Annotated in this window: 11 protein-coding genes; 8 read left to right on the top strand and 3 right to left on the bottom strand. The window is 35.6% G+C overall.

The genetic code is table 11. The features are described 5' to 3' along the window. The first annotated feature begins 30 nt into the window (after nt 1-30). The 4 genes from kbl to RMO83_RS08980 all read left to right on the top strand — a co-directional run bounded on the left by kbl (nt 31) and on the right by RMO83_RS08980 (nt 7,450). On the top strand, nt 31-1,221 hold the full coding sequence (gene kbl / locus RMO83_RS08995; protein WP_310559346.1) for a glycine C-acetyltransferase: 1,191 nt from the start codon (nt 31-33) through the stop codon (nt 1,219-1,221). Between the two features lie 103 nt (nt 1,222-1,324). Further along, the gene (locus RMO83_RS08990) at nt 1,325-2,800 is read left to right on the top strand and encodes an OmpA family protein (RefSeq protein ID WP_310559345.1); all 1,476 of its coding nucleotides are present in this window, start codon (nt 1,325-1,327) and stop codon (nt 2,798-2,800) included. Between the two features lie 349 nt (nt 2,801-3,149). Further along, the gene (locus RMO83_RS08985; protein ID WP_310559344.1) at nt 3,150-4,604 is read left to right on the top strand and encodes an OmpA family protein; all 1,455 of its coding nucleotides are present in this window, start codon (nt 3,150-3,152) and stop codon (nt 4,602-4,604) included. Between the two features lie 83 nt (nt 4,605-4,687). Beyond that, a complete protein-coding gene (locus tag RMO83_RS08980; protein ID WP_310559343.1) occupies nt 4,688-7,450 on the top strand; it encodes a PD-(D/E)XK nuclease family protein in 2,763 nt (920 codons plus the stop codon). A 41-nt stretch (nt 7,451-7,491) separates the two neighbouring features. Here the strand turns inward: RMO83_RS08980 and RMO83_RS08975 are convergent, their stop codons facing one another. The 3 genes from RMO83_RS08975 to RMO83_RS08965 form a co-directional block, all read right to left on the bottom strand. Further along, on the bottom strand, nt 7,492-8,274 hold the full coding sequence (locus RMO83_RS08975) for an alpha/beta hydrolase (protein WP_310559342.1): 783 nt from the start codon (nt 8,272-8,274) through the stop codon (nt 7,492-7,494). Between the two features lie 136 nt (nt 8,275-8,410). Next, on the bottom strand, nt 8,411-9,211 hold the full coding sequence (locus RMO83_RS08970; RefSeq protein ID WP_310559341.1) for a TIGR00266 family protein: 801 nt from the start codon (nt 9,209-9,211) through the stop codon (nt 8,411-8,413). A 190-nt stretch (nt 9,212-9,401) separates the two neighbouring features. Further along, nucleotides 9,402-10,694 carry an aminopeptidase P family protein gene (locus RMO83_RS08965; RefSeq protein ID WP_310559340.1) on the bottom strand — a complete coding sequence of 431 codons (1,293 nt, stop codon included), beginning with the start codon at nt 10,692-10,694 and terminating at the stop codon, nt 9,402-9,404. A gap of 301 nt (nt 10,695-10,995) precedes the next feature. Between RMO83_RS08965 and RMO83_RS08960 the strand changes: the two genes are divergently transcribed. The 4 genes from RMO83_RS08960 (at nt 10,996) to RMO83_RS08945 (ending at nt 15,373) form a co-directional block, all read left to right on the top strand. After that, nucleotides 10,996-11,664 (top strand): succinate dehydrogenase cytochrome b subunit, encoded by a 669-nt coding sequence (locus RMO83_RS08960; protein ID WP_310559339.1) that lies wholly within the window; start codon nt 10,996-10,998, stop codon nt 11,662-11,664. Between the two features lie 12 nt (nt 11,665-11,676). Then, the gene (locus tag RMO83_RS08955) at nt 11,677-13,677 is read left to right on the top strand and encodes a fumarate reductase/succinate dehydrogenase flavoprotein subunit (RefSeq protein ID WP_310559338.1); all 2,001 of its coding nucleotides are present in this window, start codon (nt 11,677-11,679) and stop codon (nt 13,675-13,677) included. 52 nt (nt 13,678-13,729) lie between these two features. After that, nucleotides 13,730-14,476 (top strand): succinate dehydrogenase/fumarate reductase iron-sulfur subunit, encoded by a 747-nt coding sequence (locus RMO83_RS08950; protein WP_310559337.1) that lies wholly within the window; start codon nt 13,730-13,732, stop codon nt 14,474-14,476. Nucleotides 14,477-14,605: 129 nt separating this feature from the next. After that, nucleotides 14,606-15,373 carry an amidohydrolase gene (locus tag RMO83_RS08945; protein WP_310559336.1) on the top strand — a complete coding sequence of 256 codons (768 nt, stop codon included), beginning with the start codon at nt 14,606-14,608 and terminating at the stop codon, nt 15,371-15,373. The last annotated feature ends 236 nt before the right edge of the window (nt 15,374-15,609 follow it).

The raw sequence follows: 15,609 nt of genomic DNA, 5'->3' as shown, positions 1-15,609 counted from the left end.
AACCTATATCCTTAAATGTAAGAAAAAAATATGTACGGAAAAATACAAGAATATCTGCAAAATGAGCTTCAAACTATTGAAGACAACGGAATTTTCAAAATAGAACGAATCATCACTTCACCGCAAGGAGCTGAAATCTTAGTTAATGGGATAACAGTTCTAAATTTTTGTTCCAATAATTATCTTGGACTTTCTTCGCATCCCGAAGTAACTCAAGCAGCTAAAGATGCAATGGATTCGCACGGGTTTGGAATGTCATCGGTTCGTTTCATTTGTGGGACTCAGGATATTCACAAAACTTTGGAAAAAAAGATTTCGGAATTCTATGGAACTGAAGACACCATTTTATATGCGGCGGCTTTTGATGCCAATGGAGGGGTTTTCGAGCCTTTGTTAGATGAAAATGATGCTATAATTTCGGATAGTTTGAATCACGCTTCTATTATTGACGGTGTTCGTTTGTGCAAAGCGGCGCGTTATCGCTATGAAAATAGCAATATGGAAGACTTGGAACAACAATTAATAAAAGCCAATGAAGCCGGAGCCCGTTTCAAATTGATTGTTACCGATGGTGTTTTTTCTATGGATGGTGTTGTTGCGCCATTGAATAAAATTTGTGATTTGGCTGATAAATATGATGCTATGGTTATGGTTGACGAATGTCATGCTGCAGGATTTATAGGTGCAACTGGAAAAGGAACGATTGAAGCCAAAGGCGTAATGGGACGAGTGGACATAATTACAGGAACATTAGGTAAAGCACTTGGTGGTGCAATGGGAGGTTACACTACTGCCAAAAAAGAAATAATTGAATTGTTGCGTCAACGTTCCAGACCTTATTTGTTTTCGAATTCATTGGCACCTGCAATTATTGGAGCTTCCATCAAAGTTTTTGAATTATTAGAAAAAGACACGATGCTTAGAGATCAACTGGAATGGAATACTAATTATTTCAAAGCAGAAATGAAGAAAGTTGGCTTTGATATTATTGATGGTGATTCTGCCATTGTTCCCGTAATGCTATATGATGCAAAATTGGCTCAGATTATGGCAAATGAACTTTTAAAGAAAGGAATTTATGTCATTGGCTTCTTTTTTCCAGTAGTTCCCAAAAACAAAGCAAGAATTAGAGTACAATTATCAGCTTCTCACACAAAAGAGCACCTAGACAAAGCAATACAAGCTTTTATTGAAGTTGGAATAAGTCTAAATGTGGTCTAATTGTTTTTTTTTATTACTTTTTATTGCCTTTTATTTTGTAGTTAAAAAATTACTTATTACTTTTGCATTACAATTAACTTAACTGTAACTAAACTATCTTAGTATGAAACATCTTAACAAACTTTTATTTACTGTAATGATGCTGTTGGCTGTTAGCTTACAAGCACAAAATAGTAACAATCCTTGGGCAATTTCATTTGGTGTAAACGCAGTTGACACTCGAGCAAGTGCAGGTGGCGGAAAAAACCAATTTGACTCTCACTTCTCACAATTATTAAATGTAAGTGAATATTGGAATATCCTTCCTTCTATATCGTATCTTGGCGTAGATAAATCAGTTGGTAAAAATTTTTCTATTGGACTTCGAGGGTCTATTAATAAAATAGATAAATTTGTTGTATATGATCGTAGCAATGCGAATAGCAACTCTTCGGGTTATGTAGTAACAAATCCCGGCGATTTAATGTATTATAGTGTTGACGCTAATGTAAAGTATAGCTTTATGTCAATGATTAAATCAAAAGTAATCGACCCATCCGTACGTTTAGGTGGTGGATGGAATTTTTTGGGGAAAACTAGCTACGGAAGTATAAATCCAGGAGCTGGTGTAACTTTGTGGTTTACTGAAAACATTGGTTTAGCTTTAGAAAGCACTTACAAGATAAGTGAACTTATTACGGATACTCGTAATGCGACTGGTGATAGATTTATGCCTGATGCACCTTCTCATTTTCAACATTCAGTTGGTATTACATTCCAATTTGGAGGGAAAGATACTGATGGAGATGGAATTTACGATAAAGATGATGCTTGTCCAGAAATTGCTGGTCTAAAACAATTTAACGGTTGTCCTGATACTGACGGAGATGGAATCATCGACGGAAGTGATGCTTGTCCAACAGAATTTGGTTTAGCTGCATTAAACGGATGTCCTGATAAAGATGGAGATGGAATTGCGGATAAAGATGATGCTTGTCCTGATTCCTCAGGTCTAGCAGCTTTCCAAGGTTGTCCCGATACTGATGGAGATGGCTTAGCTGATAAAGATGACAAATGTCCTACTGTTGCTGGTCCTAAATCTAATGGTGGTTGTCCAATATTGGATGCTGACAAAGATGGTGTTCCAGATTTGCAAGATGATTGTCCTACTGTAGCTGGTCCAGCTAGCAATAGAGGTTGTCCTGAGGTAACTCCTGAAGTGATTGAAAAACTTAAAATCCAAGCTAGATCAGTATTCTTTAATTCAGGTAAATCTACTTTTAAAGTTGGAGATGCTGCAACTATAGCAAGTTTAGATGCAATGAAAGAAATCCTTACTAATTATCCAAATGCTAAATTTAGCATCGAAGGGCATACAGATAGCGACGGTTCTGATGTATTGAATCAAAAACTTTCAGAGGACAGAGCTAACGCAGTTAGAAATGTCTTAATCGAAAAAGGAATTAAACCTGGCAACCTTACTGCTGTTGGATTTGGAGAATCTAAACCAATAGGTTCAAACAAAACTAAAGCAGGTAAAGCTCAAAACAGAAGAACTGAAGTTAGACACGTAGGTTCTATATACGAAGGTAAATTGTAATTTACTTTTAAATAAATATATTTTTGAAAAGCCGTTCTTAATTGAACGGCTTTTTTATTTCTAGTGAGCAAATTAAACTTTGTTATTTACACATAGCTATCTTGTTATTATAACAGAATAAGTTATAATTTTTGGTTTTTATAACATTTTTATTGCAAATCTAAGACTACACTTTTTTTAGTTAATAAAATGTATTACTTTTGCATTAAATAAGATTCAAATTGAGGTTTGAATATGTAAATGATGATTGAATAGTATTCTTTCGGAAAGTCAGGGTGACATGCATAACTTATCTCATTAGATTTTTTTTAAACTCAAAAAATAATAGTAACAATTAATAAAGTAAATTATGAAACATCTTGACAAACTTTTATTTGCTGTAATGATGCTGATGGCTGTTGGCTTACGAGCACAAAACAGCGACAATCCTTGGGCAATTTCATTTGGAATAAACGCAGTTGACACTAAAGCTAGTGCTGCTGGTGGAAAAAATGTATTTGACGAACACATATCGCAGCCATTCAATGTAAGTGAATACTGGAATATTCTTCCTTCAGTATCTTATATTAGTGTTGCAAAGTCGATTGGAAACAATTTCTCAGTTGGAATTCAAGGGTCAGTAAATAAAATTAGCAAATTTGTTGTTTATGATCCTCGTAATCCAAATCATAATTCTACAGGTCACATTGTTGTTAATCCAGGAAATTTAATGTACTATGCTGTAGATGTTAGCGCTAAATACAGCTTTATGTCCTTGGTTAAGTCTAAAGTAATTGAGCCTTCTTTAAGTTTAGGAGGAGGGTATAATTGGTTAGGAGACAATAATTTCGCAAGTCTTAACCCTGGTGCCGGACTAACTTTTTGGTTTACTGAAAATGTTGGTTTGGCTTTAGCAAGCTCATACAAAATCAATTCAATTTTTTCTGGCGACCGTAGTGCTCCTGGTGACAAATATACTCCTAACAAAGTTTCTCATTTTCAACATACAGCTGGTATTACTTTTCAATTTGGAGGTAAAGATACAGATGGAGATGGCGTTTATGACAAAGATGATGCCTGTCCAGAAGTTGCTGGTCTAAAACAATTCAACGGTTGTCCTGATACTGACGGAGATGGAATCATCGACGGAAGTGATGCTTGTCCAACAGAATTTGGTTTGGCCGCATTAAATGGATGTCCCGACACAGATGGAGACGGAGTTGCTGATAAAGATGATGCTTGTCCTGACACCGCAGGTTTAGCTATTTTCAAAGGTTGCCCAGATACTGATGGAGATGGTTTAGCAGACAAAGATGACAAATGCCCAACTGTAGCTGGTCCTAAAGCTAACGGTGGTTGTCCAGTATTAGATTCTGATAAAGATGGCGTAGCTGACAAAGATGACGACTGTCCTACTGTAGCTGGTCCGGCTAGCAATAAAGGTTGTCCAGAAGTTACTAGAGAAGTGGATGAGAATCTAAAAACGATTTCTAAATTAGTTTACTTTGAGCCAGGTACTGCCACTTTAAAAAAGAAAGGTACTCCTGTTAGTTTAGAGGAGATGAACGCAATTATTAAAAATTATCCTAATGCTAAATTTAGTGTCGAAGGACACACTGATAGTGATGGTTCTAATGCATATAATCAAAAACTTTCTGAAGATAGAGCTAATGCTGTTAAAAATGCTTTAGTGGCGAAAGGTGTTAATTCAAATAATTTGATTACTGCAGGCTTTGGTGAAACCAAACCAGTTGCTACTAACAAAACTAAAGCTGGAAAAGCTAAAAATAGAAGAACTGAATTAAAACACGTAAGTTCTAAATAAATACTTAGTTTGATGTTTACTTGTAAATAAATATATTTTTAAAAAGCCGTTCTTAATTGAACGGCTTTTTTTATATTTATAGGATGACAAATACTTCTTTTTTAGATAGAATTGCACAAGTTTTAATTAAAGACTATTCGGGAAAACTAGCCAATACAACTGTAGTTTTGCCAAACAAGCGCGCCAAAATATTTCTGATAGAAGCATTAAAAGACCAAGTTGCAAGCAATATTCTTTCTCCACAGATTATTAGCATTGAGGATTTTATTCAAGATATTGCAAGTGTTCGTGCTATAGACCCAATTGAATTATTGTTTGAATTCTACGAAGTTTATTTATCCATTACCGAAAAAGTGAATCAACAATCCTTTGAGCTATTTGCTAATTGGGCTAAAACATTATTACAAGACTTCAACGAAATTGATCGCTACTTATTAGATCCATTTCACGTTCTTTCGTACTTAAAAGATATTGAAGACATTAAAAAATGGGGAGTTGAAGTCGAAAACAAAACATCGTTACTCGAGAAATACATTGATTTCTGGAAATTATTACCCAATTACTACCAATCACTTTACAATCATTTGCTTGATAAAGGAATTGGTTACCAAGGATTAATTTATCGGGAAGCGGTTAATAGTCTCAATCATTTTTCGAACACCATAAAAGAAAAGCAATTTGTATTTGCAGGTTTCAATGCTTTGAATGCTGCCGAAGAAAGAATTATCCAACATTTAATAGCTTCTGATCAAGCTAATATTTATTGGGATGTTGATCAAACTTTTCTAAACGATCCCTATCACGATGCGGGATTGTTCGTAAGACGTTTTAAATCGAGTTGGAAACATTATAAATCCTATCCTTTCGAATGGATTGTAGATGATTTTTCACAGTCGAAAAATATTCAGGTTATTGGTACCCCAAAAACAATTGGTCAAGCCAAAATCGCAGGAAGTATTATAGAAAATATCATCAATACTAATCCGAATACAACTTTAGATAAAGTTGCTGTTGTACTTGGAGAGGAAAATTTGTTGGTTCCGCTTTTGTATTCTTTGCCTTCAACAGTAGGTGCTTTAAATATCACGATGGGCTATTCGAGTAAGAACAATCCAGCGCAGATTTTGATTGCTAAATTATTCAAAATGCACACCAATGCTTTGTCTCGAAATGCCAAAAGTTATGTGTTCTATTACAAAGACGTTTTGGATATTTTGACGCATCCATTAGTCGAACCTTTTGCAAAAACCAGCGCTTTGGTTGGCGTTATTAATCAAAATAATTACACCTTTATTACGCATCATAAATTGATGGATTTGAATCCAAATCCGAGTGATTTATTTCTTTTGTTATTCCAAAAATGGGAAAGTGGTTCGATGGCAGTTTTGGAAACGATTTCCAATTTGTTGCAAACCATTAAATCGAATTTGAGTAACGACAATGAAGAAGAAAAAATCACCAAAGCCTTTGTTTATGCAATTTTTAAAACCGTAAACAAACTGATTAATTACTATTCTCAACATTCGCATATTGATAAAATTGAAACACTGCACGCTATTTATAAACAAGTAATTGATTTAGCCGAAGTTTCTTTTGAAGGAGAACCATTAAACGGATTGCAAATTATGGGCGTTTTAGAGAGTCGCGTTTTAGATTTCGAAACCGTGATTGTCACTTCGATGAATGAAGGGAAATTTCCAGCGGGAAAATCGATGAATTCCTTTATTCCTTATGATGTGAAACGGGAGTTAGGTTTGCCCACCTTCAAAGAAAAAGATGCAATTTATACCTATCATTTCTATCATTTATTGCAGCGCGCCAAGAATATTTACCTGATTTACAACACGGAAAGCGAAGGTTTGGATGCTGGCGAAAAAAGCCGATTCATCACCCAATTGGAAGTGGAGAAACAACCAAAACACACATTAACTCAAGAAATTTACAATGCGGTTCTGCCCGAATCGGCGTATCAACCTATTATGGTTTCTAAATCGGAATTGGTGATGGTGCGTTTACAAGAAATTGCCGAAAAAGGATTTTCTCCTTCGGCATTGACGAGTTATATCCGAAATCCGATTGATTTTTATTTCCAGAAGATTTTGCGCATTAGTGAAGTCGAGGAAGTCGAGGAAAACATCGCCCTGAATACTTTGGGAACGATTATTCACGAAACCTTGGAAGCTTTATATATTCCATTTATTGGGAAATTTTTATCCGAAAATGATGTTTTAGGTTGCTTCAAATTGTTGGATGCTGAAGTATTGAAACAATTTAAATTGGTTTATAAGGAAGGTGAAATCAAGAAAGGAAGAAATCTATTAGCTTTTGAAGTCGCCAAACGCAATGTTTCGAATTTTCTAAAAGTGGAGTTGGAAAGTATAAAAAACGGCGAAGCGATAAAAATACTGCATTTGGAAAAAGGGTGCAAAAGAATTTTAGAACATCCGAGTTTGCCGTTTCCGATTAAAATTGCTGGAAAAGTAGATCGAATTGAAGAACGTAACGGAATTATACGAATTATAGATTACAAAACGGGAAAAGTTGAAAAGACAAACGTTACCCTGAAATCTTGGAAAGGATTAACAGAAGAAATCAAAAACGACAAAATTATTCAAGTTTTGGCCTATGCTTTTATGTATGAAAATGAAGCCAATGGCAAACCTATTGAAGCCGGAATTATTTCTTTCAAAAATTTAAAATCTGGATTCTTACCTTTTAATTTTAAAGAAGGAAAAGAAGAAACTACCGAAATTAATTCGTCAATTTTAAATAATTATTTGGAACAAATGGTTGTGTTGCTGAATGAAATTTTGGATGAGACAAAACCTTTTGAGGAGAAAGTTTAAACATAAAGACCGCTAAGGTTTCTCAAAGAATATACAGAGATTTAAATACTTTTGAAAAAATTCTGTAAAACGGTTGTCAATTCTTCTTTATTTTCTATATGGCTCATATGACCGTCGGGGAAAGTAACAAGTTGAACAGCGGCATTTTCAATCTGTTTCAGATTGTCGTGATAGTTCAAAACGGGGTCTTTTTGTCCAAGAATCAGCATTTTTGGATAAGGCGCGAGGCGCAATACAACTTCGCGGTCTTTTCGGATTTTCATTCCTTCGAGTGAAGCGACAACTCCCTGCAAAGGAGTTTTCAAGGCTTCAAGTTTTACTTTTTCGATTTCGCCAGTTAATCGTTCGCGATTGTCTGGACTAAAAAGATTAGCAATCGAAAGTCTGATAAAATTGGCATAATCTTTCTTCACCGCTTTAATGGCGCGATTCCGATTGGCTTTTCGTTCTTCGCTGTCCGCTTTGGAAGTCGAATTTAATAAAACTAAACCTTTTACAATTGAAGGATACAATTCGGCGAAAGCCAAGGCCACATAACCACCCATAGAATGCCCAACAAAAATAGCTTTTCGGAATCGTAATTTTGATAAAACGGCGCGAACTACTTCAGCGTTTTCTTCCATAGTATGGACGTAACCCAAACATTCAGACTCGCCGTGACCCAATAAATCGATGGTGATAACACGATATTTTTTGCTCAATTCTGGAACTAATTCCTGCCACATTGTTTGGTTTTCCAAAAATCCGTGAATCAACACAACAACATTGCCTTTTCCAGTATCGGAATAGGAGATTTTCGTGTTTTTGTAGAGGATTTGATTCATTGTTTTAAACTTGAAGCAAAAATAAGGCTAAATTTTTAAACCATATAAGTCACATAAGAAAAACTTAAATGACTTATATGGTAAAATAAAACGGCTCACATTCCTGCAAGCCGTTTATGATTGTCTTCTAAAGTTTTTAAAATTTATTATCCCCATCCAATAAATTACCTAATCCGCCAAGTAAACTACCTTCCTCACGATTAGTTCCACCTGCTCTTGGTGCTGAAGCAATAATTCTATCGGCAAGACGACTAAAAGGCAACGATTGAATGTAAACAGTTCCGGGACCACGAAGCGTTGCATAGAATAAACCTTCGCCTCCAAAAATGGAATTTTTTATTCCGCCAATAAATTCAATATCATAATCGACATCTTTGGTGAATCCAACAAGGCAACCCGTATCTACTTTTAGAATTTCGCCATCTCTAAGTTCCTTTTTCGCCAAAGTTCCTCCAGAATGTACAAATGCCATTCCGTCTCCTTCGATTTTCTGCATAATGAAACCTTCTCCGCCAAAGAAACCGCGACCTAATTTTTTAGAAAATTCGATTCCTACTGATACGCCTTTGGCCGCACATAAAAAGGAGCTTTTTTGGCAGATGAATTTCCCTTCGAATTGTGTCAAATCAATAGGAAGGATTTTTCCAGGATATGGCGAAGCAAACGAAACTTTGCTTTTGTAATTATTTTGATTGATAAATGCGGTCATAAACAAGCTTTCGCCAGTAAGGACCCGTTTTCCTGCGCTGAGAAGTTTGTCAAAGATTCCTCCTTGTTGTTGGGAACCATCGCCAAAAATGGTTTGCATTTGCACATTATTGTCCATCATCATAAAGCTGCCTGCTTCCGCAATGACAATTTCTTGTGGGTCTAATTCGATTTCTACATATTGCATTTCTTCTCCAAAAATTTGGAAATCTATTTCGTGTGCTTTCATTTGTGTCTTTTTTTGAATTTAACTATTGGTCTAAAAAAGCATACAAAAGTTACTGTTTTTTTATGGATTTTGAAAGTAATCAAGTGGTTGCAATAAATTAAGTTTTTCTTATGTGACTTATATGGTAAATAAAAAACGGTTCACTTTCATAAACCGTCTATTTTCTATATTCTATTCTCTTTTCTCTACATCAAGAATTCATAAGTGTTTCAATTTCCTCAATTTCAATTGGAATATTTCGCATCAAGTTAAAAGGTTCTCCAGTTTTTTGAATTACTACATTATCTTCTAATCGAATTCCGAAACCTTCGGCAGGAATGTAGATTCCGGGTTCTACGGTGAAAACCATATTGGCTTGCATCGGCTCGGTTAGTTTTCCGTAATCGTGGGTGTCCAATCCCATATGGTGTGAAGTTCCGTGCATAAAATATTTTTTGTAGGCTGGCCAATCCGGGTTTTCATTTTGCACATCGGCTTTGTCGATAAGTCCTAAACCAAGCAATTCGGAACTCATTATTTTGCCCACTTCAAATTGGTATTCTTTCCAAAGTGTTCCTGGAGTCAGCATTTTGGTTGCTTCATTTTTTACTCGCAAAACGGCATTGTAAACTGCTTTTTGTCTATCATTATAACGACCAGAAACAGGAATAGTTCGAGTTAAATCGCTAGAATAATTGGCGTATTCGGCCGCAACGTCCAGTAAGATTAAATCTCCGGCTTTGCATTGTTGGTTGTTTTCGATATAATGCAAAACATTGGCATTATTTCCCGAAGCGATAATGGGTGTATAGGCAAATCCTTTGGAACGATTGCGAATGAATTCGTGAATCAATTCAGCTTCTATTTCGTATTCCATTACATTTGGTTTTACGAAAGACAATAATCTTCTGAACCCTTTTTCGGTAATATCGCAGGCATTTTGGATTAAATCCAATTCTTCAGTTTCTTTCACAGAACGAATACGTTGCAAAATAGGATTGCTTTTGGCCACTTGATGCGCTGGATAGTTGCCTTTCCACCATTTCACAAAACGTGCTTCGCGGGTTTCTGTTTCTACCGTAGCACGATAATGCTCGTTGGTATTGATGTAAATCGTGTCGCAATGGGTCATCATTTCGAATAAAATCTTCTCGAAATCGGGCAACCAATGCACCGTTTTGATTCCAGAAACTTCAAAAGCGCGGTCTTTGCTTAGTTTTTCACCTTCCCAAATGGCGATGTGTTCGCTAGTTTCTTTGAGGAACAACATTTCGCGTTGGCTTTCATACGGAGCATCAGGAAAAAGTAACAATAAGCTTTCTTCTTGGTCAACACCTGACAAATATAGAATATCTCGGTGCTGTGCAAAAGGCAAAGTACTATCGGCAGAAACGGGATAAATGTCATTTGAATTGAAAACCGCGATACTATTTGGTTTCATTTGAGCCTTGAATTTGGTGCGATTTTTTATAAATAGTTGACGGTCGATTTGATGGTATTTCATAAAACATTTTTTAAATTTTGAATACTCAAAAGTAGAAACTTTGGAAGCAAAAATGGAAGTTTATACAAATATTTTTGATATTTAGTACGGAATTTTATTTCAACACAAATATATTTTTTGATTAGTGATTTTTTTGATTGTAAAAAATGGTAATATCGTAAAAAACAGTGCGCTTAAAAGGGTAAGATTATTTATTGAATAATTAAAATAAGAATTGTTCTAAATAACCACGAAAAGGTTGTAGTTCATATCTATTTGCTTTATTTTTGCATAAATTTTATAAATTATATTCAAATTTCATATGGCTCAATCTACGTTTTTGAAGTCGTCAATTGCTAAAAAAGTGGCAATGGCGCTTTCAGGTCTTTTTTTGATTTCGTTTCTATCGCTTCACTTTTTCATTAATATGGTTTCAGTGTTTAGCGCTGACGCATTTAATGCGATGTCTCATTTTATGGGTTACAATCCGTTAATTCAATTTGTAATGCAACCAGTTTTAATTGCTGGAGTTGTTTTTCACTTTGTAATGGGGTTTGTTTTAGATTTGAAAAACAGAAGTGCTAGACCTATTAAGTATGCAAATTACAACGGCGCAGCAAATGCTTCTTGGACTTCAAGAAATATGATTATTTCTGGAGTAGTAGTTTTGGCTTTTTTAGGATTGCACATGTATGATTTTTGGTTTGCTGAAATGAACTATAAATATATTGCTGTAAATGTTATCGATGAAAACAGATATTATGAAGAGTTAGTACATAAATTTGAAAGTCCAGTTCGTACAGGGTTGTATGCTATTGCTTTCGTTTTACTTTCGTTACACCTGTGGCACGGTTTTAATTCGTCGTTTCAATCGGTGGGGTTCAACAATAAGTATTCGAGATCATTACATAAATTAGGATATGCTTTTGCAATTGTAGTTCCTTTTGGTTTTATTTTTATTGCTTTATTTCATCATTTTAATCATATTTAATAGTTAATTATAATGGCATTAGACTCAAAAGTTCCAAGTGGTCCAATTTCGGACAAATGGATAAATTATAAAAATCATATTAATTTAGTAAATCCCGCGAACAAACGTAATATCGATATTATTGTTGTGGGAACTGGACTTGCAGGAAGTTCTGCAGCTGCAACTTTGGCAGAATTAGGGTATAATGTTAAAACATTTTGCTTTCAAGATTCTCCACGTCGCGCACACTCGATTGCTGCACAAGGAGGAATCAACGCTGCAAAAAATTATCAAGGCGATGGAGACTCTACTTTCCGTTTGTTTTATGATACTATTAAAGGAGGCGATTATCGGTCTCGCGAAGCAAACGTTCACCGTTTAGCTGAAGTTTCAACTAATATTATCGACCAATGTGTAATGCAAGGCGTTCCATTGGCTAGAGAATATGGCGGATTATTAGACAATCGTTCTTTTGGTGGGACATTGGTAGCCAGAACATTTTATGCCAAAGGACAAACAGGACAGCAATTGTTATTAGGAGCTTATTCTGCAATGAATCGTCAAATCGGTCGTGGAAAAATAAAATCGCACGCACGTCACGAAATGTTAGATTTAGTAGTAGTGGACGGAAAAGCGCGTGGAATTATTGCACGTGATTTAGTTTCTGGAGAAATCGAAAGACATTCTGCTCACGCTGTAGTTATAGCCTCTGGTGGTTACGGAAACGTGTTTTTCCTTTCGACTTATGCAATGGGAAGTAACGCGACTGCAGCTTGGAAAATCCATAAAAAAGGAGCATATTTTGCTAATCCTTGTTACACACAAATTCACCCAACTTGTATTCCTGTTTCGGGAGATCACCAATCGAAATTGACTTTGATGTCAGAATCATTGCGTAATGACGGTCGTATTTGGGTTCCTGCAAAACTTGAAGATGCAAAAGCAATTCGTGAAGGAAAGAAAAAACCAACAGATTTATCTGAATCAGAAAGAGATTATTATTTAGAAAGAAGATACCCTTCTTTTGGAAATCTTGCTCCTCGTGATATTTCGTCGAGAGCTGCAAAAGAGCGTTGCGATGCCGGTTTTGGCGTTAACAAAACAGGTGAAGCCGTTTATTTGGATTTTGCAGATGCCATTCAACGTTACGGCAAAGAACAAGCTTTTGTAAAAGGTTTAGATGCCAATGATAAAGCGTTGATCATAAAACTTGGAAGAGCCGTTGTTGCCAGTAAATACGGAAACTTATTTCAAATGTATGAAAAAATTGTCGACGAAGATCCATACACTTCTCCAATGATGATTTATCCAGCGGTGCATTATACAATGGGTGGAACTTGGGTTGATTATAATTTGCAAACGACAATTCCAGGTTGTTTCTCTATTGGAGAATCTAATTTTTCTGATCACGGAGCCAATAGATTAGGAGCTTCGGCGTTGATGCAAGGTTTAGCCGATGGTTACTTTGTCTTGCCTTACACCATTGGAGATTATTTGGCTCCAGAAATTAAAACAGGACCAATTTCTACCGATTTGCCTGAATTTGTGGAAGCTGAGAAAAAAGTTAAAGAACAAATAGAAAAATTCATAAACAATAAAGGAACAAAATCCGTTGATTATTTTCATAAGAAACTAGGGAAAATAATGTGGAATAACGTTGGTATGGCCAGAAACGCCAAAGGACTTACCGAAGCTATCGAAGAAATTGCTGCTTTACGCGAAGAATTTTATAAAGAAGTTATAGTACCTGGAACTGCAGATAGTTTTAATCCAGAATTAGCAAAAGCAGGACGAGTAGCTGATTTCCTTGAATTAGGCGAATTGTTTGCAAAAGACGCACTACATCGTAACGAATCTTGTGGAGGACACTTCCGTGAAGAATACCAAACCGAAGATGGAGAAGCACAACGTGACGATGAAAACTTTGCTTATGTTGCTGCTTGGGAATACAAAGGAAAACCAAGTGATGCTGTTTTACACAAAGAACCATTGATTTACGAAAATATTAAATTAGCTACTCGTAGTTATAAATAGAAGTTTGAATAAGTCTTAATACTTAATTCATAATACTTAATACATTCTAAAAATGAAACTGAAATTAAAAATATGGCGTCAGCCAAATGCCAAATCTACCGGAAAAATTGTTGACTATTTTGTTGATGGTATCGAAAGCGATATGTCTTTTCTAGAAATGTTAGACATTCTAAACGAAGATTTAATTCAAAAAGGCGAAGATACGGTTGCTTTTGACCACGATTGTCGTGAGGGAATTTGCGGAAGTTGTTCTCTTTTTATCAATGGTGAAGCGCACGGACCAGATAGAGGAATACCAACTTGTCAATTGCATATGCGAATGTTCAAAGACGGAGATGAGATCTATATCGAACCTTTTAGAGCAAAAGCATTTCCAATTATAAAAGATCTTGTAGTAGATAGAAGTTCGTTTGATAGAATCCAACAAGCAGGTGGTTTCGTGTCTATAAATACATCTGGAAATCCAGTGGATGCTAATACCATTCCAATTCCAAAAAAAGATGCAGACAGAGCATTTGATGCAGCAACTTGCATTGGTTGTGGTGCTTGTGTTGCTACTTGTAAAAACTCATCGGCGATGTTATTTGTAGCTGCAAAAGTTTCTCAGTACGCATTATTGCCACAAGGAAGAGTAGAAGCAACTGACCGAGTTCTAAATATGGTAGCTCAAATGGATGCTGAAGGTTTTGGTAACTGTACCAATACTGGAGCTTGTGAAGTGGAATGCCCAAAAGGAATTTCCCTTGACTATATTGCACAAATGAATAGAGAATATCTATCAGCTAGTTTGCAAGGATAAAAACATAAACCTATATGGTGTCTATAGATAAAAACGCATTCATTGATTTGAGTGCGTTTTTTTGTTGTAAAAACTTTCTGTTTCTCTGTGTGTTCTTTGTGTATCTTTGCGAAATAACTCTTCTTTTATATGAAAATCGCACTTATTCAATCCTCTTTATTTTGGGAAAACCCAAAAGCGAACCGAAACCTTTTCGAAGAAAAAATCAATGCTATTAATGAAAAAGTAGATTTGATTGTTCTGCCTGAAATGTTTACGACGGGCTTTACAATGAATCCAGAACTTGTTTTTGAAACAATGCAAGGAGAAACTATAATGTGGTTGCAATCATTGGCGAAAGTAAAGAGCAGCGCCATCACGGGAAGTTTGGTCATCAAGGAAAATGGTAATTTCTACAATAGATTGGTTTTTGTTTTTCCTTCGGGTGAAATACAATTTTACGATAAACGACATTTATTTACCTTGGCTGGCGAAGACAAAGTGTATACTTCTGGAAATCAAAAATTGATTGTAGAGTATAAAGGCTGGAAGATTTGTCCGCTAATTTGCTATGATTTGCGTTTTCCCGTTTTTGCAAGGAACACTGAAGATTATGATCTGTTGATTTATGTTGCCAATTGGCCAAAACCACGCATCAATGCTTGGGATATTTTGCTCAAAGCGCGCTCGGTCGAGAATTTGTGTTATACCATTGGCGTAAACAGAATTGGTCTTGATGACAATAATTTCGAATACGTTGGTCATTCGCAAGCCGCTGATTTTCTTGGGAATTATGTGCTAGAACCGCAAGAAACCGAAGGTGTTTTCATAGTAGAGTTAAACAAGGAAAAACTACTAGAAACCAGAAGTAAACTAGGATTTTTTAACGACAGAGATTCTTTTGAACTAAAACCTTGAATTGGCTTTAAGTTAACCGATACATTTTCTCTTGCAACATTAGCACACAGCTAAGATTTAACATATAAGTCATTTAAGTTTTAAGTACTTTATGCGTAAATAGTCAACCCTTAAAAAGAGCTATTTTTAATTTCCACAAAAATAGGAATATTATTTTCAGGATAGAAGTTGAACAAATAATTAAGCCAAAAAACAATTTGTTCCTTGATTTGGTTGAATCGGAGCTTAAAATTGTA

The sequence above is a fragment of the Flavobacterium sp. genome, assembly GCF_031423415.1.
Taxonomy (GTDB): Bacteria; Bacteroidota; Bacteroidia; order Flavobacteriales; family Flavobacteriaceae; genus Flavobacterium.
The sequence above is the reverse complement of the archived record's forward strand: the minus strand, read 5'-3'. Positions and strand labels throughout refer to the sequence as shown.

Coding starts and splice junctions, on each gene's coding strand:
- kbl (WP_310559346.1), top strand. CDS start 31: ATGTACGGAAAAATACAAGAATATCTGCAAAATGAGCTTCAAACTATT.
- RMO83_RS08990 (WP_310559345.1), top strand. CDS start 1,325: ATGAAACATCTTAACAAACTTTTATTTACTGTAATGATGCTGTTGGCT.
- RMO83_RS08985 (WP_310559344.1), top strand. CDS start 3,150: ATGAAACATCTTGACAAACTTTTATTTGCTGTAATGATGCTGATGGCT.
- RMO83_RS08980 (WP_310559343.1), top strand. CDS start 4,688: ATGACAAATACTTCTTTTTTAGATAGAATTGCACAAGTTTTAATTAAA.
- RMO83_RS08975 (WP_310559342.1), bottom strand. CDS start 8,274: ATGAATCAAATCCTCTACAAAAACACGAAAATCTCCTATTCCGATACT.
- RMO83_RS08970 (WP_310559341.1), bottom strand. CDS start 9,211: ATGAAAGCACACGAAATAGATTTCCAAATTTTTGGAGAAGAAATGCAA.
- RMO83_RS08965 (WP_310559340.1), bottom strand. CDS start 10,694: ATGAAATACCATCAAATCGACCGTCAACTATTTATAAAAAATCGCACC.
- RMO83_RS08960 (WP_310559339.1), top strand. CDS start 10,996: ATGGCTCAATCTACGTTTTTGAAGTCGTCAATTGCTAAAAAAGTGGCA.
- RMO83_RS08955 (WP_310559338.1), top strand. CDS start 11,677: ATGGCATTAGACTCAAAAGTTCCAAGTGGTCCAATTTCGGACAAATGG.
- RMO83_RS08950 (WP_310559337.1), top strand. CDS start 13,730: ATGAAACTGAAATTAAAAATATGGCGTCAGCCAAATGCCAAATCTACC.
- RMO83_RS08945 (WP_310559336.1), top strand. CDS start 14,606: ATGAAAATCGCACTTATTCAATCCTCTTTATTTTGGGAAAACCCAAAA.